At 68.6% G+C, this 19,241-nt stretch carries 18 protein-coding genes and 4 tRNA genes; 13 read left to right on the top strand and 9 right to left on the bottom strand.

Features of this window, described 5'->3' with window-relative positions; translation table 11 throughout:
- Positions 1-13: 13 nt before the first annotated feature.
- The 4 genes from BLP38_RS04305 to BLP38_RS04320 form a co-directional block, all read right to left on the bottom strand.
- The gene (locus BLP38_RS04305) at positions 14-2,155 is read right to left on the bottom strand and encodes a 3-hydroxyacyl-CoA dehydrogenase NAD-binding domain-containing protein (protein ID WP_091353411.1); all 2,142 of its coding nucleotides are present in this window, start codon (positions 2,153-2,155) and stop codon (positions 14-16) included.
- An 11-nt stretch (positions 2,156-2,166) separates the two neighbouring features.
- Positions 2,167-3,372: a thiolase family protein gene (locus BLP38_RS04310; protein ID WP_091353416.1), complete on the bottom strand. Its 1,206-nt coding sequence runs from the start codon at positions 3,370-3,372 to the stop codon at positions 2,167-2,169.
- 72 nt (positions 3,373-3,444) lie between these two features.
- Positions 3,445-4,641, bottom strand: coding sequence for a ribonuclease D (locus BLP38_RS04315; protein WP_091353420.1), 1,197 nt, complete (start codon positions 4,639-4,641; stop codon positions 3,445-3,447).
- A complete protein-coding gene (locus BLP38_RS04320; RefSeq protein WP_091353423.1) occupies positions 4,634-5,215 on the bottom strand; it encodes a DUF3000 domain-containing protein in 582 nt (193 codons plus the stop codon). The genes BLP38_RS04315 and BLP38_RS04320 overlap by 8 nt, the downstream gene beginning before the upstream one ends.
- Positions 5,216-5,240: 25 nt before the next feature.
- On the opposite strand from BLP38_RS04320, the gene BLP38_RS04325 reads away from it, so the two are divergent.
- Positions 5,241-6,461 (top strand): alpha/beta hydrolase family protein, encoded by a 1,221-nt coding sequence (locus BLP38_RS04325; RefSeq protein WP_091353426.1) that lies wholly within the window; start codon positions 5,241-5,243, stop codon positions 6,459-6,461.
- Here the strand turns inward: BLP38_RS04325 and BLP38_RS04330 are convergent.
- Complete coding sequence (locus BLP38_RS04330; RefSeq protein ID WP_231916564.1) at positions 6,433-7,137, bottom strand: dihydrofolate reductase family protein; 705 nt, start codon at positions 7,135-7,137, stop codon at positions 6,433-6,435. The two genes, BLP38_RS04325 and BLP38_RS04330, sit on opposite strands and share 29 nt — an antisense overlap.
- Positions 7,138-7,201: 64 nt before the next feature.
- Between BLP38_RS04330 and zapE the strand changes: the two genes are divergently transcribed.
- From zapE to BLP38_RS04350, 4 genes are all read left to right on the top strand, one after another.
- Positions 7,202-8,233, top strand: coding sequence for a cell division protein ZapE (gene zapE / locus BLP38_RS04335; RefSeq protein ID WP_091353430.1), 1,032 nt, complete (start codon positions 7,202-7,204; stop codon positions 8,231-8,233).
- A 165-nt stretch (positions 8,234-8,398) separates the two neighbouring features.
- Positions 8,399-9,667 carry an ammonium transporter gene (locus BLP38_RS04340; protein ID WP_091353433.1) on the top strand — a complete coding sequence of 423 codons (1,269 nt, stop codon included), beginning with the start codon at positions 8,399-8,401 and terminating at the stop codon, positions 9,665-9,667.
- Positions 9,668-9,834: 167 nt separating this feature from the next.
- Positions 9,835-11,118, top strand: a complete 1,284-nt coding sequence (locus tag BLP38_RS04345) for an ABC transporter substrate-binding protein (RefSeq protein ID WP_091353437.1) — start codon at positions 9,835-9,837, stop codon at positions 11,116-11,118.
- 32 nt (positions 11,119-11,150) lie between these two features.
- The gene (locus BLP38_RS04350) at positions 11,151-11,621 is read left to right on the top strand and encodes a type II toxin-antitoxin system PemK/MazF family toxin (protein ID WP_091353440.1); all 471 of its coding nucleotides are present in this window, start codon (positions 11,151-11,153) and stop codon (positions 11,619-11,621) included.
- A gap of 45 nt (positions 11,622-11,666) precedes the next feature.
- Here the strand turns inward: BLP38_RS04350 and BLP38_RS04355 are convergent.
- Positions 11,667-11,739 (bottom strand) — tRNA-Val (locus BLP38_RS04355).
- A gap of 160 nt (positions 11,740-11,899) precedes the next feature.
- Between BLP38_RS04355 and BLP38_RS04360 the strand changes: the two genes are divergently transcribed.
- From BLP38_RS04360 to BLP38_RS04370, 3 genes are all read left to right on the top strand, one after another.
- Positions 11,900-11,971: transfer RNA gene (locus tag BLP38_RS04360), tRNA-Gly, on the top strand.
- Between the two features lie 55 nt (positions 11,972-12,026).
- A tRNA-Cys gene (locus tag BLP38_RS04365) sits at positions 12,027-12,100 on the top strand.
- A 24-nt stretch (positions 12,101-12,124) separates the two neighbouring features.
- A tRNA-Val gene (locus BLP38_RS04370) sits at positions 12,125-12,196 on the top strand.
- 50 nt (positions 12,197-12,246) lie between these two features.
- Here BLP38_RS04370 and BLP38_RS04375 read toward each other — a convergent pair.
- Positions 12,247-12,561: a DUF7882 family protein gene (locus tag BLP38_RS04375; protein WP_091353444.1), complete on the bottom strand. Its 315-nt coding sequence runs from the start codon at positions 12,559-12,561 to the stop codon at positions 12,247-12,249.
- 136 nt (positions 12,562-12,697) lie between these two features.
- Between BLP38_RS04375 and BLP38_RS04380 the strand changes: the two genes are divergently transcribed.
- Positions 12,698-13,048 (top strand): YnfA family protein, encoded by a 351-nt coding sequence (locus BLP38_RS04380; RefSeq protein WP_091353446.1) that lies wholly within the window; start codon positions 12,698-12,700, stop codon positions 13,046-13,048.
- A gap of 18 nt (positions 13,049-13,066) precedes the next feature.
- On the opposite strand, the gene BLP38_RS04385 is transcribed toward BLP38_RS04380, so the two are convergent.
- The gene (locus tag BLP38_RS04385; RefSeq protein WP_091353449.1) at positions 13,067-14,110 is read right to left on the bottom strand and encodes an NAD(P)-dependent alcohol dehydrogenase; all 1,044 of its coding nucleotides are present in this window, start codon (positions 14,108-14,110) and stop codon (positions 13,067-13,069) included.
- 76 nt (positions 14,111-14,186) lie between these two features.
- On the opposite strand from BLP38_RS04385, the gene BLP38_RS04390 reads away from it, so the two are divergent.
- Together BLP38_RS04390 and BLP38_RS04395 are read left to right on the top strand one after the other, a co-directional pair.
- A complete protein-coding gene (locus BLP38_RS04390) occupies positions 14,187-14,699 on the top strand; it encodes a glycine cleavage system protein R (RefSeq protein WP_091353451.1) in 513 nt (170 codons plus the stop codon).
- Between the two features lies 1 nt (position 14,700).
- Complete coding sequence (locus BLP38_RS04395; protein ID WP_091353454.1) at positions 14,701-15,357, top strand: DNA alkylation repair protein; 657 nt, start codon at positions 14,701-14,703, stop codon at positions 15,355-15,357.
- 4 nt (positions 15,358-15,361) lie between these two features.
- Here the strand turns inward: BLP38_RS04395 and BLP38_RS04400 are convergent, their stop codons facing one another.
- Entirely contained in the window at positions 15,362-16,528 is a 1,167-nt protein-coding gene (locus BLP38_RS04400; protein WP_091353458.1) for an SLC13 family permease, read from the bottom strand.
- A 154-nt stretch (positions 16,529-16,682) separates the two neighbouring features.
- Here BLP38_RS04400 and thrS point away from each other — a divergent pair, with 154 nt between their 5' ends.
- The gene (thrS, locus tag BLP38_RS04405) at positions 16,683-18,692 is read left to right on the top strand and encodes a threonine--tRNA ligase (protein ID WP_091353461.1); all 2,010 of its coding nucleotides are present in this window, start codon (positions 16,683-16,685) and stop codon (positions 18,690-18,692) included.
- The gene (locus BLP38_RS04410) at positions 18,689-19,240 is read left to right on the top strand and encodes an HIT family protein (RefSeq protein ID WP_091353465.1); all 552 of its coding nucleotides are present in this window, start codon (positions 18,689-18,691) and stop codon (positions 19,238-19,240) included. Before thrS ends, BLP38_RS04410 begins: the two co-directional genes overlap by 4 nt.
- The last annotated feature ends 1 nt before the right edge of the window (position 19,241 follow it).

Below are 19,241 nucleotides of genomic sequence, written 5' to 3' on the forward strand. Positions count from 1 at the left end.
CGTAGTGCGTGCGTCAGGCGATGCCGCGGATCGGCGGGTGGTGGAACGTGTCGCCGAACACGCGATCGCTGGCGCCCTCCCGGTCGAGGTAGGGCGTCGCCCCGCCGTCGATGAAAGGCCAACCGGCCCCGAGGATGAGGCAGAGGTCGATGTCCTCGACCTCGGGCACGACGCCCTCGTCGAGCATGAGCTTGATCTCCTGCGCGAGGCCGTCCTGCACGCGGCGGAGGATCTCGTCGGCGGATGCCGGTGTCGATCGCGTCGCCTTCTTCGCGACCTTCTCGGCAGCCTTCGTGAACCCGGTCACGCGACCGCCCCTGTCCTTCTCGACGACCTCGTCCAGCGCGGCGAGCTCGTGGAAGTTCTCGTTCGCGTAGAACCGGTCGGGGAAGGCGCGGACCATCGTGTCCTGCACGTGGGCTGCCACCTTCCAGCCGACGAGGTCGATGAGCTGGAACGGTCCCATCGGCAGCCCGAGGGGCGCGAACGCCTTCTCGACGTCTGCGACGGGCGTGCCCTCGTAGACGGCGCGCGCGGCCTCTCCCATGACCTTGGCGAGGAGCCGGTTGACGACGAAGCCGGGCGCATCGGCGGTGAGGACAGCGTTCTTGCCCAGCCCCTTGGCGACGACGAAAGCGGTCGAGAGGGCGGCATCCGACGTCTGCGGCGTCTTCACGACCTCGATGAGCGGCATGACCGCGACCGGGTTGAAGAAGTGGAAGCCGACCAGGCGCTCGGGGTGCGCGAGCTTCGCGCCGATCTCCTCGACCGACAGCGATGAGGTGTTGGTCGCGAGGATCGCGTCCTCGGCCACGACGGCCTCGATCTCGGCGAAGACGGACTGCTTCACCCCGACCTCTTCGAAGACCGCCTCGATGACGAAGTCGCAATCGGCGTACGCGGTCTTGTCGGTCGTCCCGGTCACGAGGGCCCGCAGCTTGTTGGCGGTGTCGCCGTCGAGCCGGCCCTTCGCCTCGAGCTTGCCGATCTCGTCGTGGATGTAGGCGACGCCCTTGTCGACGCGCGCCTGATCGAGGTCGGTGATCAGCACGGGCACCTGGAGCTTGCGCACGAACAGCAGCGCGAACTGACTGGCCATGAGGCCCGCGCCGATGATGCCGACTTTGGTGACCTTCTTCGCGAGCGCCTTGTCGGGCGCACCCACGGGACGCTTAGCGCGCTTCTGCACGAGGTCGAACGCGTACATGGATGCCGCGAACTGGTCGCCGGTGACGAGCGAGGCGAGCGCCTCGTCCTCGCGCGCGAACCCTTCTTCCTTCGTGCCGCTCTTGGCCTTGTCGAGCAGGTCGAGCGCGACGTAGGGGGATTGGGGAACGGTTCCGATCTTCGACTCGAGCATGCCTCGCGCCATCTTGATGGCGATGGGCCACTTCGTGAGCCGCTCGATCTTCCCGGGTGCGTTCTTGCGTTCGACCTTGACGGAGCCGTTCAGCACGCCGTCAGCCCACCGGAGCGACGACTCGAGGTAGCTGGAGGCGGGGAAGATCGCATCCATGATGCCGAGCTCGAAGGCCTGCTGCGGCTTGAGCACCCGGTTCTGCTTGAGCGGGTTCGAGATGACGACCTCGAGCGCGTTCTCGATGCCGATCAGGTTCGGCAGGAGGTACGCGCCGCCCCAGCCGGGGATGATGCCGAGGAAGACCTCGGGCAGCGCGATCGCAGCGGCGGAGGCATCCACCGTGCGGTAGGTGGAGTTCAGCGCGATCTCGAGCCCGCCGCCCAGGGCGAGCCCGTTCACGAAGGCGAACGACGGCACGCCGAGATCGGACAGCTTGCCGAGGACGTGGTGACCGAGCTGCGCGATGAGCCGCGCGTTGTCGACGGAGCCCACGTTGCTGACTTCGCTGAGGTCGGCGCCGGCGGCGAGGATGTACTGCTTCCCGGTGATGCCGACGGCGTCGATCTCGCCGGCGCGAATACGAGCCGCGAGTGCGTAGAGGGTGGCGTTCAGAGCGGTCAGCGTCGCCGGTCCCAGCGTGTTGGGGCGGGTGTGGTCCCGGCCGTTGTCCAGCGTGATGAGAGCGAGCACCTTGCCGCTGGCGAGCGTGACGTCGCGGACGGGCGAGTTCGTCACGACCTCGGTGTCGGAGAGGGCGAGCAGGGGCGAGAAGTCGATCTGATCGTAGTTCGTCATCGTCGGCTGCCTCACTTCTTCTTCTTGCCGTTGTAGTGCGGGTTCTCCCAGATGACCGAGCCGCCCTGACCAAGGCCGACGCACATGGCGGTGACGCCGTAGCGGACGTCGGGGCGCTCGGCGAAGTGGGCTGCCAGCTGGATCATGAGACGGACGCCGGATGCCGCGAGCGGGTGTCCGAGCGCGATCGCGCCGCCCCAGGGGTTGACGCGCGGGTCGTCGTCGGCGATGCCGAAGTGGTCGAGGAGCGAGATGACCTGCACGGCGAACGCCTCGTTCAATTCGAAAAGGCCGATGTCATCGATCGTCAGGCCGGCCTTCTTGAGAGCCTTCTCGGTCGACGGGATGGGGCCGATGCCCATGATCTCGGGCTGGACACCCGCGAACGCGAAGGAGACGAGCCGCATTTTGGGAGCGAGGCCCAGTTCCTTCACCGCACCGCCGCCGGCGAGGAGCGACATCGTGGCGCCGTCCGTGAGCGGCGAGGACGTGCCCGCCGTGACGCGTCCGTGCGGGCGGAACGGGGTTTTCAGCGCGGCGAGGTCGGCCATCGTCGTCTGCGGACGGCGTCCCTCGTCCTCGGTCGCCAGGCCCCAGGCCCCGGCGGCATCCTTCACCGCGATGGACACGAGATCGGGCTGGAACTTCCCGGCCTCGTAGGCGGCCTGCGCCTTGTGCTGGCTGAGCATGCCGAAGCGGTCCGAGCGTTCCTTGGTCAGCTGCGGGTACCGGTCGAAGATGCGCTCTGCGGTCACGCCCATGTTGAGGGCACCGGGGTCGACCATCTTCTCCGCGACGAATCGGGGGTTCGGGTCGGCGTTGCCGCCGATCGGATAGTGCCCCATGTGTTCGACACCGCCGGCGAGGGCGACGTCGTACATTCCGACGCCGATCGATGCGGCCATCGTCGTGACGCTCGTCATGGCGCCTGCACACATGCGGTCGATCGCGAAGCCGGGGACCGTCTGCGGGAGGCCGGCGAGGATCGCGACCGATCGACCGAGGGTGAGTCCTTGCTCCCCGGTTTGGCTCGTCGCGGCGATCGCGACGTCGTCGACGCGCTCAGCCGGGACGCCCGGGTTCCGCTCCATCAGACCGATCGTCGCCTTGACGGCGAGGTCGTCGGCCCGAGTGTTCCAATACATGCCCTTTTCGCCGGCACGCCCGAACGGGGTGCGCATTCCGTCGACGAAATAGACGTCCGAAAGCTCGGCCACACTGCCTCCAAAGATTGGGTTCCCACCCAGCCTAGAGAGGCCGCGAAGCCGCGAAAATCGGTTGGTTCGAACCTACGAAGCGGTCTCGGACACCGCGTCGGGGCTCTGCACGGAATCGACAAAAGCCGCGGCGATCACCTGTGCAGTCTGTTCAATCTGCCATGCCCGTGCACCGAGGTCGATCAGGGCCCGACCGACCGATTCCGCCGTGATCTCGGTGGGGGGATTCCACGCGACGCGACGAAGCAGATCAGGCGTCAGCAGGTTCTCGGTCGGCATGTGCAGCTCTTCTGCACGCGCGTCGACGAGAGGCTTGGCGGTCTTCAGTCGCGCGTCCGCGGCGGGGTTGCGGTCCGCCCAGGCGCGCGGCGGCGGCATCCCATCGCCAGGACCGCGCTCGGGCGGGAGGACGGGGTCGGCGCGCCCGGTCTCGATCGCCGACCACCAGCGGTCGAGCTGGCTGCGGCTCGCGCGACCGGTGAAGTCCTTGACCCGCGCGAGATCCTGCTTCGACGCCGGATCGGCGATGACGGCGGCGACGAGGGAGCGGTCGGGTACGAGGCGACCCGGGGAGACGTCCTCCTCGCGGGCGTACTCCTCGCGGGCAGTCCAGAGGGCGCGGGCAACGGCCAGAGCGCGGCGACCGCGTACCGTGTGCAGTCCGCTGAGGCGACGCCACGGCTCCTCGCGTGCAGGCTTCGGTGCGCGCGTGCGCACGGCCTCGAACTCCTCCTCGGCGAAAGCGGTCTTGCCCTGCTCGTCGAGCTCTGCGGCGAGGGCATCGCGGACGTCGATGAGGTGCAGCACGTCGAGAGCCGCGTACTCCAACCATCCCTGCGGCAGAGGCCGAGTAGACCAGTCCGCAGCGGAGTGCGCCTTGGCGAGGGTGATCCCCAGGGTCTGCTCCACGACCGCACCGAGGCCGACCCGCTCATGCCCGAGCAGGCGGGCGGCGAGTTCGGTGTCGAAGATGCGAGGCGGCTCGAGCCCGGCTTCACGAAGAGAAGGCAGATCCTGGCTCGCGGCGTGGAGGACCCATTCCTCGTCGCCGATCGCCGCCTGCAGGGCAGACATGTCGCCGATCGCGGGCGGATCGAAGAGGAAGACCTCGCTCCCGCGGCGATAGACCTGGATGAGATAGGCGCGCTGCGAGTACCGGAATCCGGATGCCCGCTCCACATCGACCGCGACCGGACCGTGTCCGGACGCCAGGCGCGACGCTGCGGCCGCCGCCGCTTCCTGATCGGCGATGACCTCGTATTCAGCCACGTGTACTCCGCTGCCCGCCGAACACGGCGATGTTCTCCGAGCCCGGGGGAAGACCTGCCAGCATGCAGACCAACTCACCCCAGGCATCCATATGACTGGTGAGGTCTCCCTCGGGGGACCATGATGCGCGGAGCTCGATCTGCGCACCATCGCCCTCCGCGGCCAGCGTCCCGAAACCCTTCGAGAGGGTCTTGGTCGCTGTGCCGGATGCCGCATGGAACGTTGCTCCACGTGCGGCGAGGGCGTCGACCAGCCATGACCAGGCTACGTCGGCCAGCAGGGGATCGGTGCCGATCTCGGGTTCGAGCGGCGCCTGCGCGAAGCAGACGATCCGCCAGGGGCCGCCCCAGGCATCCGGTTCGGCCGCATCGTGGAGGATCACGATGCGTCCCGTGCCGTACATCGATTCGCCGTCGTCCTCCGGACGGACGTCTCCGGCGAACGCGATGGCGTCCGGCGCAAGCGACGAGGGTGCGGCGATCTCGCGCACCACGAAGTCGTCGCGGAAATGCAGGCCGCGCAGCGCGTCGCCGACGGCGAGGAATTCCGGCGGCCCGGACGGGGGTTCGGTCACGGCGACAGACTAGAGTGAGGGCACCATGAAGGCTTCCAGGCGCGCCGTTCCCGACGACGCCCGGCCGGGAACCGTCGTCGCGGTCCGAAGCACCGTCGTCGCACTGGCCACGGCGTTCATCAGTGCCACGGGATTGCTCGCCCTTCTCGCCGGGCGTGTCGCGCGCCGCGTCGTGGCCCCCGCCGGACGGGCGCCCGACACCACCATCCTGGACGTCGACACCGCCGCGCAGACCATCACCCTGTCGCGTTCGGCTGACACCGTCCTGCCGGGACGGTACGGGCTGTTCACCACGGGGACGCAGTCCTACGTGAAGCTCGGGACGGTCTTGACGACCCGGGCGGAGTCCGTCACACGCAAGCTCCTGACGCAGATCGATGAGGCCGACCGGCTGACCTCGGCCGCCGCCTTCAGCGGGTGGTACTTCTCCGAGCCCGGAGAGCTGCATCTGCCGTTCGAGAACGTCTCGGTCTCGACGGCGCTCGGCTCGTGCCCGGCCTGGGTCTTCCCCGCCGATGCGCCCACGGACATCTGGGCGATCCACATCCACGGACGCGGCACCACGCGTTCCGAGACTCTCCGCGGCGTCCCGGCCTTCCACGGGGCGGGTATCGCGTCGATGCTCGCGTCGTACCGGAACGACGGTGACGCCCCGCGCAGCAGGGGAGGGGCGTCGGCCCTCGGGGCGACCGAATGGCGCGACGTCGACCGAGCGATCGGTCACGCGCGTCGCTCCGGCGCGCGGCGCATCATACTCGTCGGCTGGTCGATGGGCGGGGCGATCGCCCTGCAGCTCGCCGTGAACTCGGCGCACCGGGATCTCATCGTGGGACTCGTCCTCGACTCGCCGGTCGTCGACTGGCGACAGGTGCTCACCCATCACGCCGGACTCATGGGCATCCCGAACCCGCTCGCCCGGGCGGCCCTCGACGCGCTGGCGCAGCGGTGGGCGTCGCCCTTGACGGGCGCGGCGGACCCGATCCCCTGGGACCGTCTCGACCTGCTCAGGCGGGCCGATGAACTCGTCGCGCCCACCCTCATCCTCCACAGCGACGCGGATGACTTCGTCCCCGTCGGCGCGTCACGCGCACTGCGCGATCTCCGGCCGGACCTCATCGACCTCGAGGAGTTCGAGGAAGCGCGCCACACGAAGCTCTGGAACTACGACGAAGAGCGCTGGACGTCTCGCGTCCGCGATTGGCTGACCGCACAGGGCCTCAGCGGCGCCGGAGCCTCAGATAGCTGAACCCGTCGTCGTCGATGAGGACTCCCGCCGGTGACGTGTCGATGGGGCGACGCAGCGGCAGGAACGGCCCCGCCGTGGGCACGAGGTGCGGTGCAGCCGTCACGCAGTACTCGTCGATGAGGTCGTCGGCGGCGAACTGCGCCGCCAGCATCGGGCCGCCCTCGCAGACGATGTGACGCAGGCCGCGTTCGGTGAGCGCCGAGAGGATGCCGGTGGCAGGCATCCGTCCGCCGTGCGTGGGCACGTGCACGACGGTGATCCCGCGCTGGACCGGCGGTGCGTCGGCTCCCTCGGGCATCACGAAGAGAACCTGATCGTCCGGTCCGTCGGGATCCGGGTCGAGCCGGTGGCCCGCGAGATCGCCGGAGCCGGTGATGATGGCCAGCCGGGACCGTCGGGGGAGGAGGTAGCCCTCGGCGCGAACGGTCTGCGCACCGACGATGATGGCGTCGGCGCTCGCGCGGATCACGCCGAGGATCGCCCGGTCGGCGCGGTTGGTGAGGGTGTTGCTCGTCCCGTCCGGACCGACGGCTGATCCGGTCAAGGAGGTAATCATGTTGAGCCGCACCCAGTCCTCCCGGGGCGGCGCGTAGCGGTCGGCGATCCAGCGACGACCCTCCGGGCTCGCGGCATCCACTCGCTCACCCGCGGTCGGAAGCACCTCTGTCAGCCACACGCCGCCATCCTCCCACGGCCGGTCTCGCGGCGAGGGTCGCCGGCGCGGCGGCTAGGCTTGACGGGTGCCTGTGACCTCCTCCGGAACCACTCATCTGAGCGAACGCGATCCGAAGGTGAGCGGAGCCGAGATGGTCGCCGCACTCGTTCCCCCGCCGCAGTTCGACGAGGCGACCTTCGCCACCTATCGGGCGGACGACGCGTACCCCTCGCAGCAGGAGGCGAAGGACCTGCTCGAGACCTTCAGCTCGGGCCGTACCGCCGCTGCGGCGCGCGGTGGCTTCTTCCGGCGCGCCAAGCGCGAGGCTCCGATGAAGCCGGGCGTCTACCTCGACGGCGGCTTCGGCGTCGGCAAGACCCACCTCCTCGCGGCGATCTATCACGCGATGCCCGCCCGCCGGAAGTACTTCGGCTCGTTCATCGAGTACACGGCTTTGGTCGGCGCGCTGGGCTATCAGAAGACGGTGGAGCTGTTCCGCGGCGCCGACCTCCTCTGCATCGACGAGTTCGAGCTCGACGATCCGGGCGACACGATGGTGATGACCCGGCTGATCGCCGAGCTGGTGCCCACCGGCACGAAGCTCGCCGCGACGTCGAACACACCGCCGAACGCCCTCGGCGAAGGGCGTTTCGCCGCCCAGGACTTCCTGCGCGAGATCCAGGCGATGTCCGAGCACTTCCAGACGATCCGGATCGACGGCACCGACTACCGCCAGCGGGCCGTCGACGGGCACGCGGTGGTTCTGGACGACACCGCCTATGAGAGCGCGATGAGGGATGCCGCGGCATCCACTCTCGTCTCCGATGACGACTTCGCCGGGTTCATCCGCCACCTCGCCTCGGTTCACCCGTCCCGCTACATCCGCCTTATCGAGGGCGTCGGGACGATCGGACTGCGGGACGTCATCGGGTTCGACGACCAGGCGGCCGCGTTGCGGTTCGTGGCCTTCGTCGACCGCGCGTACGACGCGCAGATCCCGATCCGGGCCACCGGCGTCTCCCTGGATTCGGTGTTCCGCGAGGACATGCTCGCCGGCGGATACCGCAAGAAGTACCTGCGCGCCGTCTCGCGCCTGGTCGCTCTCACCCACTCGTAAGCGGCATCAGGCGTTTCTCGGAGGCACGGGAAACCTGATGTTTACCTTCTCGGCACCCTCGTAACCAGCGCGAAACACCCGTGCGCCGTCGGGCGAAACCACGGACCTCGACACTGGGGGCACCCGACGCTACACCTGCGTCCCTGCAGAGAGGTTCCCTTCGAGATGGATCAAGGCAACACCGCATTCATACTCATCGCGGCCGCACTAGTCCTGCTGATGACCCCAGGTCTCGCGTTCTTCTACGGCGGTCTCGTCAAGGCGAAGAGCGTCATCAGCATGATGATGATGTCCTTCGGCGCACTCGGCCTCATCGGGGTGCTCTGGGTGCTCTACGGCTACGCCATCGCCTTCCCGGGCAGCAGCGGCACTCTGGGGCCGTGGTCGATCGACGGGGCTGCGGTCGGCCTGACGAGCGTCCTCGAGCCCGCAGAGGGTGCCACGTACCCGCCGCTGGCCTTCGTCGCCTTCCAGGCCACCTTCGCGATCATCACCGTCGCTCTCGTCTCCGGCGCCATCGCCGACCGTGCCAAGTTCGGTGCGTGGATGATCTTCGCGGGCGTCTGGGCGACGGTCGTCTACTTCCCCGTCGCGAGCTGGGTCTTCAACTTCGGTCTCGCGGACGACGGCTCGTTCGAGTACGGCGGCTGGATCACCCACGGCCTGCAGGACGTGTTCGGCGTCGGCGCCATCGACTTCGCCGGCGGCACGGCTGTCCACATCAACGCCGGTGCGGCCGCTCTCGCCCTGGCACTCGTCCTCGGCAAGCGCGTCGGCTTCCAGAAGGGCGTCCACGTCCCGCACAACCCGCCGTTCGTCCTCCTCGGCGCAGGCCTCCTGTGGTTCGGCTGGTTCGGCTTCAACGCCGGCTCGGAGCTGGCTGCCGACAACACCGCGGCGCTCGCCTTCGTCAACACGATCGCCGCTCCCGCCGCCGCTCTGCTCGCCTGGCTCCTGGTCGAGAAGATCAAGGACGGCAAGCCGACATCCGTCGGCGCGGCCTCCGGTGCCGTCGCCGGTCTCGTCGCGATCACCCCGGCGTGCGGCTCGCTCGACCCGGTCTGGGCGATCGTCCTCGGCCTCATCGCCGGTGCCGTCTGCGCCCTGGCCATCGAGCTGAAGTACAAGCTCGGCTTCGACGACTCGCTCGACGTGGTCGGCATCCACCTCGTCGGTGGCCTCATCGGAACGCTCTACCTCGGCTTCTTCGCCCGCGACACCGGCCTGTTCATGGGGGGCGACGCATCGCAGCTCATCGTCCAGGCGATCGCAGCCTTCGCGGTGCTGGGCTACTCCTTCGTGGTCGCCTTCGTCATCGGCTTCGCGATCGAGAAGACGATCGGATTCCGCGTGAAGAACGAAGACGAGATCGCCGGTATCGACACGGTCGTGCACGGCGAGGCCGGCTACGTGCTGGAGGACGCCAAGGCCTGATCCGTCACCTCACACGGAGGGCGTCGCGGGAGTACCCGCGGCGCCCTCCGTTGTCGTCTATGACACGTTCCACGTCGTGCTTGTGCAGCCCCGGCCTGCTGCCCTACGTTGAGCGGGAAGCGCTTTCCCCTCTCACTTCGTCCAGTGCTGGACGAGAAAGGACGACGATGTCCCGCATCCGTACGACCGCCGCTTGGGCGGCCGCAGCCGTCTTCGCTGTCTCGCTGGTCGGTTGCAGTCCCGCCGCCTCCGATTCGGGCGGCTCGTTCGACCCCGACGAGAAGGTGTCCCTCGATTTCGCGTGGTGGGGAAACGACGACCGCGCCGCTCGCTACGCGACGCTCATCGAGGCCTTCAACGAAGAGCACCCGAACATCACCATCAAGACGACCTTCACGGACTTCCCGAGCTATTGGGAGCAGCGGCAGGTCGAGGCGGCGAGCGGCAGTCTGCCCGACGTCTTCCAGTTCTCCGACAGCTACCTGCGCCAGTACGGCGAGAGTGGCGCGATCCTCGACTTGGATGAGGTGGCCGATCAGATCGATTTCACGACGTTCGACGACAGCCTGCTCGGCACCGGGCGTCTGGACGGCACGCAGTACTCCCTGCCGACGGGGTACAGCCTCTGGGCGAACTTCGTCAACGAAGACCTGTTGAAGGAGCACGGTCTCGAGCTGCCCGCGGCGGGCTCGTCGTTCGACGAGTTCAACGACTGGCTCGCCGAGGTCACCGACAAGACGGGCGGGGATCCGTTCGGCGGCACCGACTACACGCAGCGCATCCAGGTGCTCGAGCTGCAATTGCGCGCCGCCGGCAAGGCGCTCTACACGGAGGAGGGCGAGCTCGGGTTCACGAAGGACGAGTTGGCGGACTTCTGGGAATCTGGCGCGACGCTGCGCGACGGCATCACGATCCCGCAGCAGCAGCTCGAGGAGATCAGCCCGATCTCGGGCTTCGGCTCGACCCGGACGCTGAGCGAGATGAGCTGGAGCAACTTCCTCGGCGGCTACCTGGCCGACTCCGGAGCATCGTCGATTGGAATCGTGGCTCCGCCGACGACGGATGCCGGTGCGAAGGACCTCTACCGCCAGGGCGGTCTGCAGGTGGCGATCTCCTCGCGCACGAAGCACCCTGAGGCCGCTGCGATCTTCCTCGACTACGTCGTGAACAGCCCCGAGGCGGGAGAGATCTTCGGCACGACGCTCGGGTTCCCGGCATCCAGCAGCAAGCTGGAGGGCACGAAGCTCGAAGGCCCCGATCAGCAGGTCGCGGACTACATCGAGTCGGTGTCGGACCGCATCGGCGACGCGCCGCCGCCCGCGGTCGTCGGCTACGGCTCGCTGGAGCAGAAGTTCTGGGACCTGGGTAAGGAACTCGGACTCGGAACGAAGACGGTGGATGCCGCCGTCGACGAGTTCTTCGCCGAAGCGGACGTGATCCTCAACAACTGACGGTATCCGCGGACGAGGGTTAGGGTGACGGCGTGACATCGCGCCTGATCTCAGCCCTCGTCCGTCTGTTCCGGCCGTCGCGCGGCGCGGCCCCGGCGGCCGGGACCGTGAGGGTGATGCCCGCCGACATCCGAGATCTCCGCATCAGCTATCGACCCGAGCCCGACGGCGATCCCGATGCGGGTGAGATCGTCTGGACCTGGGTCCCGTTCGACGAGGCCGACGGCCGCGGCAAGGACCGGCCGGTCCTCGTCATCGGGCTCCACGGTCAGGACCGGCTTTACGCGGTGCGACTCACGAGCAAACCGCACGACCGCGACGGGGAGCACCTCGCTCTCGGTACAGGGGAGTGGGATGCCGCAGGTCGCCCGTCGTGGGTTGACCTCGGTCACCTCTACAGCGTCCCTCGGACCGCGATGCGCCGCGAGGGAGCAGCGCTCGACCGCGCACGTTTCGACCGCGTCGCAGCTGCACTGAGGACTCGGTACCGTTGGTCTGCGTGACGCCGGAGAACGACGAAAGCCCCCGAATTCTCGGGGGCTTCTCGGTGGGCGATGCCGGACTCGAACCGACGACCTCTTCCGTGTGAAGGAAGCGCGCTACCAACTGCGCCAATCGCCCGAATGACACTCGGGCCGATGACCGAGCATACCGGATCCGGCGGCCCCGACCGAACCGGCACGGCCCGCGACGGTGAGACACGCGCGGGGCGGCGCCGGTTTTGCACTGGCGCAGGAATCGTCTAATGTTTAACGAGTGCCGGAGAGATCCGGAACGAAATGCGGATGTAGCGCAGTGGTAGCGCATCACCTTGCCAAGGTGAGGGTCGCGAGTTCGAATCTCGTCATCCGCTCGAGTGTGGGGATCTTCCTCCGGGGAGATCGCGTCACGTGGGTCAAACCACACACGGTGGCGTGGCCGAGTGGCTAGGCAGCGGCCTGCAAAGCCGTCCACACGGGTTCGAATCCCGTCGCCACCTCCACTCACAACTCAACAGCCTTCACAGGCGCGATTGGCGCAGCGGTAGCGCGCTTCCCTGACACGGAAGAGGTCACTGGTTCGATCCCAGTATCGCGCACAGACAAACCCCCGGTTCCCCGGGGGTTTTTTGTTGCCCATGCGGAGAGCTCAGCCGACGGCGTCGGCGCTCTCGGACTCCGGAAGCTCGTGCAGGCCGGCGGGGGAGTTCGCCGCCGTCATCAGCCGCGCGATCCACTCGTGGTTGAGGGCGATGCGCGTGTCGTGGCGGCGTCGGAACGCCAGGCGCGCCGCGCGGCTCATCCAAACGGTCGTGCGTCCGGTGCCTTCGCCTGCCGCGCGCGACCAGGTGAACAGGAACGACTCACCCCGGCGGAGCTTGGCGTAGATGACCGCCTCGAGGTGGACGAGCGTCCGGTCGTCGATGTCGAATCGCGTCGTGGCGTTGTAAGAGAGGAGTCCCATGGAACCGACCCAGGTCTAGGCGTACAGAGAGGGTGGAGCTGCGGTCTCCTCCGCCATTGTCTCACCCGGCACACGCGTTCCCGTGCCGGGTCCGCCGTGTCATATCCGCGTCATCGGTCGCTGCCAGACTGACGACATGACCACCGCGCGGATCGTCACCCTCTTCATCGTCGCCGCCCTCGCCGAGATCGGCGGCGCCTGGCTGATCTGGCAGGCCGTGCGGGAGGACCGCGGGTGGTGGTTCGCACTGCTGGGGATCGTCGCTCTCGGTGCGTACGGCTTCGTCGCGGCGTTCCAGCCCGACGCGAACTTCGGTCGGGTCCTCGCCGCCTACGGAGGCGTCTTCATCGCCGGATCGCTCGCCTGGGGGATCGTCGTCGACGGGTTCCGGCCGACCGTGTGGGACTACGTCGGATCGGCGATCGCCCTCGTCGGGGCCGCGATCATCATCCTCGCGCCGGTCGTCACCGAGACGTCGGAGGGATGATCGCGACCCCGGGTCGCCTCAGGGGACGATGACCGCGCGGCCGCGGACCGTCCCGGCAGCGAGTGCCTCGTAGGCCTTCGGGCCGTCGTCGAGGGAGTACCGCTGGATCTCGACCCCGACCTGACCGGAGCGCGCGAGGTCGAGAACCTCGACCAGTTCGCTGCGTGAGCCCCAGTAGGGGATGCGAAGAGCCGCGTCGTAAGCGATCGACCCGAAGCCGACGTGAGCCGTGCCACCACCGATGCCGACGATCGTGACATCCGCATCGAGCGCGGCCGACCCGACGGCGGTCGCGATCGTCGGCTCGGCGCCGACGAAGTCGAACACGGCGTTCGCTCCCAGGCCGCCCGTGAGTTCACGGATCCGATCGACGGCGTTCTCATCGCTGATGACGGTGTGGTGGGCGCCGACCTCACGCGCCAACGCGAGCTTCTCATCGGTGACGTCGAGCGCGATGACCGTCGCCGCCGACACCGCCCGGAGGATCTGGATCGCGACGTGACCCAGCCCGCCGGTCCCGATGACGACCGCCGTCGTCCCTGCGCCGAGCTTCGGCAGAGAGGTCTTGATCGCGTGATACGGCGTCAGACCGGCATCCGTCAACGACACGTTCTGCTCAGGATCGAGGTCACCGAGCGGTACGAGGTGCCGTGCGCTGTCGACGATCATGTACTCCGCCATCGAGCCGGGAGCGCCGAGGCCCGGAGGCATGATCCCCTCGGCCTGCGCGTTCGTGCAGTAGTTCTCCTTGCCTTCCGCGCAGTTGCGGCACCGACCGCATCCCCACGGCCCGTAGACCGCGACCGCGTCGCCGACCTGGAGGTGCTCGACGCCGTCGCCGAGTGCCTCGACGATGCCGGCGCCCTCGTGCCCGAGGGTGAGCGGGAGTGGGTACCCGGCGGCGGTGTACTCCTCCTCGCTCAGGCTCATGACGAATTCGTCGGAGTGGCACACTCCCGCGGCGGTGACCTTCAGCAGGACCTGTCCGGGTCCGGGAGAGGGCTTCTCGATCTCGACGACTTCAGGGTGGGAACCGATTCGTGTGTATTGGAGTGCCTTCATGCCGGGCACGCTACGCGCCGACCGTCGTCGCACGCACGGCCCTGCGCTCGTGCAGCCGGGGAGATAGGATCCGGCCATGGCCCACCTCGTGCTCACTGTGGTCGGCGACGACCGTCCCGGACTCGTCAACGCCCTCGCCGAGCAGGTGTCCACCGTCGGCGGCAACTGGGAACGCAGTGAGCTCGCCGAGCTCGCCGGCGCGTTCGCCGGCATCGTGCTCGTCACGATCGACGACGACCGCCAGGCCGACCTCGTCTCCGCCCTCGAAGGGCTCGACGGGATGCTGCGGGTCAGCGTCCACGGCGGACGCGCCGCGGTCGCCCCGGAGGCGGCCGAGCGCTCGCTCGAGGTGACCGTCCTCGGCAACGACAGGCCCGGGATCGTCCGCGACGTCACCGCGGCCATCGCGGACCACGCACTCAGCATCGACACCTTCCGTAGCCGCACGCTCGACGCTCCCATGGCCGGAGGGACGCTTTTCGAGGCGACCGTCGCCTTCCGGTTGCCGGTCGGAGCGGATGCCGCCACCGTGACCCACGCGTTGGAAGAGCTCGCCGGCGAGATCCAGGTGGACCTGACCGTCGCCTGACGTGAGCCGCGTCGACGAGATCCGCGCCCGCCTGCGGGCGGCGGCGGATCCTTCGCGTGCCGCCGGCCAGCAGGCCTATATGAAGTCCGACCTGCCGTTCCTCGGCGTCCGCGTGCCGGACACCCGACGCATCGCTCGTGCCGTCGTCGCGGGGGAGCCGGACGCCGCGGTCATCATCGAGGATGCTCAGCAGTTGTGGGACGTGGCATCCCACCGCGAAGAGAGATACGCGGCGATGATGCTCCTCGCGGTGCCGCCTGCCCGGGCGGACCTGCGCATCGTCCCGCTGATCGAACGCATGGTGCGGGCCGGCCGGTGGTGGGACATCACCGACGAGTTGAGCGGCCGCATCCGGGAACTCCTGGACGCCCACCCCCGCGACGGGGAGGCGCTCGTGCGCGGGTGGTGCGTCAGCGAGGAGATGTGGCTGCGCCGACTCGCCATCCTCAGCCAGCTCGGCCGTCGCGGGCAGACGGACCTGCACTTGCTGGCTGATGCGCTCCGGCCGAACCTCCGCGACGGAGAGTTCTTCATCCGGAAGGCCATCGGCTGGGCGCTCCGCGACGCCGCTCGTTCGTACCCCGAGTGGGTGGAGGCGTATGTCGCCGCGCACGCGCTCAGCCCGCTCAGTCGTCGCGAGGCGTTGAAGCACCTCTGACGCGTCAGCGCAGGAACGGCGGGAGCGTCGCGGCTGCCACGATGGCGGGAGCCGCGACGAGACCCCAGAGGATGAAGCGACGCCACGGCAGGTGGACCTCCGCGGCCACCAGTCGCTGGTGCCACAGCAGGGTGGCGAGCGATGCCCACGGTGTGATGAGCGGCCCTGCGTTGACACCGATCAGGAGTGCCGCGAGTCGCTCCGGCGTATCCGCGGTCGACTCGAGCAGCAGGTAGGCGGGCAGGTTGTCGAGACCGTTCGCGGCGACCAGCGCGGTTCCCGACATGCGGAGCAGGTTGAGTGGTTCGGAGCCCGTCCCGGCCAGCGTGGCGGCGAGCTGACCGGATCCCCACGCCTCGAGGGCCGCGACCGCGGAGAACAGTCCGGCGGCGAAGACGAGGAGCGACCACGGCACGAGCCCGACGCTCAGGGCCTTCGGCGAGCGCCACGCGAACAGCCCGAGCAGCGCGAGCGCTGCTCCCGTCGCCGGGATCCACGGCTCGACCCCGCTGACGAGCAGAGGCAGAAGCGCGACGACCACGACGGATGCCGCGACCAGCTGCACCCGGTCACTCACCCGCGGCGGCGCCGCGACCGTGAACGTCCCGACGAGCGATCGGCGGTGAAACGCCCACAGCAGGGCGACCGTCACGAGGACGGCGACGGCAGCGGACGGACCCAGCAGGAGGACGAAGGATGCCGGATCGCCGCCGCCCGGCATCCGTGCCAGGGCGAGGAGGTTCGTCAGGTTCGACACCGGCAGCAGGAGTGACGCGGTGTTCGCGAGCCAGACGGTGGTGAGCGCGAAGGGAAGCGGCGGCAGGCCGTTGGCGCGCGCGACGGCGACGACGACGGGCGTCAGGAGCACGGCCGTGGTGTCGAGCGAGAGGAACGCCGTCGTCACGACGGCGAGCATCACGACCAGCACCCACAGGAGCATCGTGCGTCCGTGCGACAGGCGTGCGAGCCACGATGCGGTGACGTCGAACACGCCTGCCTTCGCGGCGAGCTCGGCGACGATCGTGACCGCCACGACGAACGCGAGGATCGGCAGGACGCGCTCGGCGACATCCCCGAGGTCGGCCAGGGGCAGGACGCCGGTGGCGAGGGCGGCCACCGCCCCCAGCAGGAGGGCGACTCCCGCGAGAGCGAGCTTCACGGCATCCATCATCGCGCCTGTCCGGTGCCCAGTAGACTCGCATGATGCAGAACGGCCGGTCATCCCACCTCGCCGGCACGCGAACGCCGCGGGCCTGAGCGGGCGGAGCGCGGTGTGCGCTCGAAGCTGACTTTCCTGATCCGAGCCACTTCCTGGAGTTCTCCCCTTGACTGATCTGATCGCCCCGGCGGACGTCGACCTTCCTGCCGACGGTTTCGCCCTGTTCCCCGACCGCTCCGTCGTCGCCCTCCGCATCGGCGGCGAGCTGAAGGACCTCGCGACCGTCGTCGACTCCCTGGACGGCGTCGAGCCCGTGACGGTGTCGAGCCCCGACGGACTGAACATCCTCCGGCACTCGACCGCCCATATCCTCGCGCAGGCCGTGCAGCGCGTCCGCCCCCAGGCGAACCTCGGGATCGGCCCGCCGATCACGGACGGGTTCTACTACGACTTCGGCGTCGACGACCCGTTCACCCCGGAGGACCTCAAGGCCATCAAGAAGGAGATGGAGCGGATCGTCCGGGAGGGGCAGCGCTTCGTTCGTCGCGTCGTCACGGATGACGAGGCTCGCGCCGAGCTCGCGAACGAGCCGTTCAAGCTCGAGCTCATCGGGCTCAAGGGCGGGTCCCAGGAGGCGGCCGAGGGCGCCTCCGTCGAGGTCGGCGCCGGCGAGTTGACGATCTACGACAACGTCACCCGCGACGGTGAGACCGCGTGGAAAGACCTGTGCCGCGGACCCCATGTGCCGAGCACCCGTATCGCCGGCAACGGCTGGGACCTCACCCGCGTGGCCGGTGCCTACTGGCGCGGCAGCGAGAAGAACCCGCAGCTGCAGCGCATCTACGGCACCGCCTGGCCCACGAAGGACGAGCTCCGCGCCTACCAGCACCGACTCGAGGAGGCCGCCAAGCGCGACCACCGCAAGCTCGGCAAGGACCTCGACCTCTTCTCCTTCCCCGAGGAGATCGGGCCCGGCCTCTCGGTGTTCCACCCCAAGGGCGGCATCATCCGCTACGAGATCGAGCGCTACATGCGCGAGCGTCTCCTCGCCAACGGCTACCAGGTCGTGAACACGCCCCACATCACCAAGGGTGACCTGTTCATGACGAGCGGCCACCTGCAGTGGTACGCCGACGGCATGTACCCCCCGATGGTGCTCGATGAGGTGGTGGATGCCGACGGTCACGTCTCGCGCGAGGGCCAGGAGTACTACCTGAAGCCCATGAACTGCCCGTTCCACAACCTGATCTTCCGCTCGCGCGGACGCAGTTACCGCGAATTGCCGCTGCGGCTCAGCGAGTTCGGTTCGGTCTATCGCTACGAGAAGAGCGGCACGCTCGCCGGTCTCACCCGTGTGCGGGGCATGACACAGGACGACACCCACATCTACGTCACCGCCGATCAGGTCAAGGGCGAGCTCGAGCACAGCCTCGAGTTCGTGCTGCAGACGCTGCGCGACTACGGGTTGAACGACTTCTACCTCGAGCTCTCGACGAAGGAGGAGGGGAACCCCAAGTTCATCGGCGACGACCAACTGTGGGACGAGGCGACGCAGACCCTCCGCGAGGTCGCCGAGGGCTCCGGTCTGGAGCTCGTGCCCGACCCGGGTGGGGCGGCGTTCTACGGCCCGAAGATCTCGGTCCAGGCGCGTGACGCGATCGGCCGCACCTGGCAGATGTCCACGATCCAGCTCGACTTCAACCAGCCCGAGCGGTTCGAGCTCGAGTACACCGGCCCCGACGGCGAGAAGCACCGCCCGGTCATGATCCACCGCGCGCTCTTCGGATCGATCGAGCGCTTCTTCGCGATCCTGCTCGAGCACTACGCCGGTGCCTTCCCCGTCTGGCTCGCACCGGTCCAGGTCGTCGGCATCCCCGTCGCCGAGGAATACGGTCCGTATCTCGACGACATCGTCGCGCGTCTGCGCGCCGCCGGCGTCCGCGCAGAGGTCGATCACTCGGACGACCGCATGCCGAAGAAGATCCGTACCCACACGACCCAGAAGGTGCCGCTCCAGCTCATCGCGGGGGAGCAGGACCGATCGGGCGGCACGGTGTCGTTCCGGTTCCGCGACGGGTCGCAGACCAACGGCATCCCGGTGGACGAGGCGATCGACAAGATCGTCGCGGCGATCTCGGGTCGGCTGCTCATCAACACGGCCGAGGAACTCGTATGAGTGATGCCGGCGAGGTGGGCCCCGAGTCGTCGATCGACCTCGCCGGGGTTCCGGATGAGTTCCAACGGCTCTGGACGCCGCATCGGATGGCCTACATCCAGGCGGGACCGGAACCGCTCAAGCACGACTGCCCGTTCTGCGCGGCGCCCGGGAAGTCGGACGAGGAGGGGCTCATCGTCGCCCGCGGCGAGTCGGCGTACGTCTTGCTGAACCTGTTCCCGTACAACTCGGGGCACCTGCTCGTGTGCCCGTACCGTCACTTCGGCACCTACGACGAGGCGACGCCCGAAGAGGTCGCCGAGATCGGCGCGCTGACCCAGGTGGCCATGCGGGTGCTGCGGAAGGTCGCCAACTGCGATGGCTTCAACTTGGGGATGAACCAGGGCGAGGTCGCCGGCGCGGGCGTTGCGGCGCACCTCCACCAGCACATCGTGCCCCGCTGGGCGACGGACGCGAACTTCTTCCCGATCATCGCGAAGACGAAGGCACTGCCGCAGCTGCTCGGAGAGGTCCGCCAGTCGGTGGCGGACGGCTGGCCCGTTCTCTGAC

Origin of the sequence: Microbacterium sp. LKL04 (assembly GCF_900102005.1) — a bacterium.
Lineage (GTDB): Bacteria > Actinomycetota > Actinomycetes > Actinomycetales > Microbacteriaceae > Microbacterium.

What these genes read in the sequence shown, in the direction of transcription:
- BLP38_RS04385 (WP_091353449.1), bottom strand. Translation starts at nt 14,110, where the DNA reads ATGAAGGCACTCCAATACACACGAATCGGTTCCCACCCTGAAGTCGTC.
- BLP38_RS04340 (WP_091353433.1), top strand. Translation starts at nt 8,399, where the DNA reads ATGGATCAAGGCAACACCGCATTCATACTCATCGCGGCCGCACTAGTC.
- BLP38_RS04375 (WP_091353444.1), bottom strand. Translation starts at nt 12,561, where the DNA reads ATGGGACTCCTCTCTTACAACGCCACGACGCGATTCGACATCGACGAC.
- BLP38_RS04380 (WP_091353446.1), top strand. Translation starts at nt 12,698, where the DNA reads ATGACCACCGCGCGGATCGTCACCCTCTTCATCGTCGCCGCCCTCGCC.
- BLP38_RS04390 (WP_091353451.1), top strand. Translation starts at nt 14,187, where the DNA reads ATGGCCCACCTCGTGCTCACTGTGGTCGGCGACGACCGTCCCGGACTC.
- BLP38_RS04345 (WP_091353437.1), top strand. Translation starts at nt 9,835, where the DNA reads ATGTCCCGCATCCGTACGACCGCCGCTTGGGCGGCCGCAGCCGTCTTC.
- BLP38_RS04325 (WP_091353426.1), top strand. Translation starts at nt 5,241, where the DNA reads ATGAAGGCTTCCAGGCGCGCCGTTCCCGACGACGCCCGGCCGGGAACC.
- BLP38_RS04305 (WP_091353411.1), bottom strand. Translation starts at nt 2,155, where the DNA reads ATGACGAACTACGATCAGATCGACTTCTCGCCCCTGCTCGCCCTCTCC.
- BLP38_RS04400 (WP_091353458.1), bottom strand. Translation starts at nt 16,528, where the DNA reads ATGATGGATGCCGTGAAGCTCGCTCTCGCGGGAGTCGCCCTCCTGCTG.
- BLP38_RS04410 (WP_091353465.1), top strand. Translation starts at nt 18,689, where the DNA reads ATGAGTGATGCCGGCGAGGTGGGCCCCGAGTCGTCGATCGACCTCGCC.